The 1,690-nt window shown below is 68.1% G+C and carries 1 protein-coding gene and 2 pseudogenes; 1 reads left to right on the plus strand and 2 read right to left on the minus strand.

Annotated elements, in window-relative coordinates; translation table 11 throughout:
* Positions 1–289 (minus strand): annotated as a pseudogene (locus IQ216_RS13795) (molecular chaperone DnaJ); the annotation flags it as partial.
* A 138-nt stretch (positions 290–427) separates the two neighbouring features.
* Here IQ216_RS13795 and pdhA point away from each other — a divergent pair.
* A complete protein-coding gene (gene pdhA, locus IQ216_RS13800; RefSeq protein ID WP_193815924.1) occupies positions 428–1,558 on the plus strand; it encodes a pyruvate dehydrogenase (acetyl-transferring) E1 component subunit alpha in 1,131 nt (376 codons plus the stop codon).
* A 36-nt stretch (positions 1,559–1,594) separates the two neighbouring features.
* Here the strand turns inward: pdhA and IQ216_RS13805 are convergent.
* A pseudogene (locus tag IQ216_RS13805) lies at positions 1,595–1,690 on the minus strand (histone deacetylase); the annotation flags it as partial.

The raw sequence follows: 1,690 nt of genomic DNA on the forward strand, positions 1-1,690 counted from the left end.
GCAGCAGACCACCCAGCTCCCGGCTGGTGGGGATCTCCAGGGCCGCCTGCAGCGGGTGATCCTCACCACCCAGGGCGGTGAGTTCCGACTCGTAGGCCTCGCGGCGGTGGGAGTCGGTGAGCAGATCGGCGCTCAGCCGCAGCAGGGATTCCCGGGCCTGCAGGGTCTCGGCGGTGAAGCCCTGCTCCGGCACCCGGCTGAGGCGCTGCTCCAGGGTGCGCAGCACCGACTGGGCGTCCGTGGTCGGGCTGACACCGAGCAACCGGAAGTGATCGATCGGCAGTTCCAACCCGCACTGGCCTCAGTGGCCGACTGTAGACAGGGACTCCGGTTTTGGCAGCGGCGCGAACACTTCCGGTGCCCAGACCCCGTACAGTTCGCCCCAGGATCCGGCGTTGCCCCAGGCCCGCTTGACGAGCTTTCCCCCATGACCCAGGCAGAAACCAGTCGCAACAGTTCGGCGGCCTCCGGCCTGGCCGACTCCGGGGTTCCGGGCTGTTCCGCCGAGTCCACCCACGTGGCGGGTCCCCATGCCGAGCGCCTGGAGAACCTCTATCCGGCCACCCCCGCCACGGTGACGCGGGAGGAGGGCTTGATGCTCTACCGCGACATGACCCTCGGCCGGCGCTTCGAGGACAAGTGCGCGGAGATGTACTACCGCGGCAAGATGTTTGGCTTCGTGCACCTCTACAACGGCCAGGAGGCCGTGAGCACGGGGGTGATCAAGGCCATGAAGGCCCAGCACGACTGGTTCTGCAGCACCTACCGCGATCACGTGCATGCGCTCAGCTGCGGTGTGCCGGCCCGCCAGGTGATGAGCGAGCTGTTCGGCAAGGAAACCGGCTGCAGCAAGGGCAGGGGCGGCTCGATGCACCTGTTCTCCCGCGAGCACCATCTCCTGGGCGGCTACGCCTTCATCGGCGAGGGCATCCCCGTGGCCCTCGGGGCCGCCTTCACCAGCCGCTACAAGCGCGACGCCCTTGGCGATGCCGGCAGTGATTCGGTCACGGCGGCCTTCTTCGGCGACGGCACCTGCAACATCGGCCAGTTCTACGAGTGCCTGAACATGGCCTCGCTCTGGAAGCTGCCCATCCTGTTCGTGGTGGAGAACAACAAGTGGGCCATCGGCATGGACCACAACCGCGCCACCAGCGATCCGGAGATCTGGCGCAAGGCCGCCTCCTTCGGCATGGCCGGGGAAGAGGTGGATGGCATGGATGTGCTGGCCGTTCGGGAGGCAGCCCAGCGGGCGATCCAGCGGGCCCGGGCCGGGGAAGGCCCCACCCTGCTGGAGTGCCTCACCTACCGCTACCGGGGCCACTCCCTGGCCGACCCCGACGAGCTGCGGGCCGAGGCCGAGAAGGCCTTCTGGGCCAAGCGGGACCCGATCAAACGGCTCGGGGGCCAGCTGGTGGAGCAGCAGTTGGCCACGGCCGAGGAACTCAAGGCCATCGAGAAGGAGATCGATGCCAAGATCAGTGAGTGTGTCTCCTTCGCCCTCTCAGCCCCCGAGCCCAACCCCGAAGAGCTCACCCGCTACATCTGGGCCGAGAACTGAGCTGCCCAGCGCTGAGCTGACGAGAACTGAGCAGCCCTACAGCCCATGCAGTCGGGCCTGCTCGGCCGCGGCCCGGAACACCAGGCTGTGGCGCTCCACCAGCTCAGGCAGGCTGCCGTAGCCGCCGCCGAT

It is taken from the genome of Cyanobium sp. LEGE 06143 (assembly GCF_015207535.1).
In the GTDB taxonomy this organism is placed as follows: domain Bacteria; phylum Cyanobacteriota; class Cyanobacteriia; order PCC-6307; family Cyanobiaceae; genus NIES-981.

What these genes read in the sequence shown, in the direction of transcription:
- pdhA (WP_193815924.1), top strand. Translation starts at nt 428, where the DNA reads ATGACCCAGGCAGAAACCAGTCGCAACAGTTCGGCGGCCTCCGGCCTG.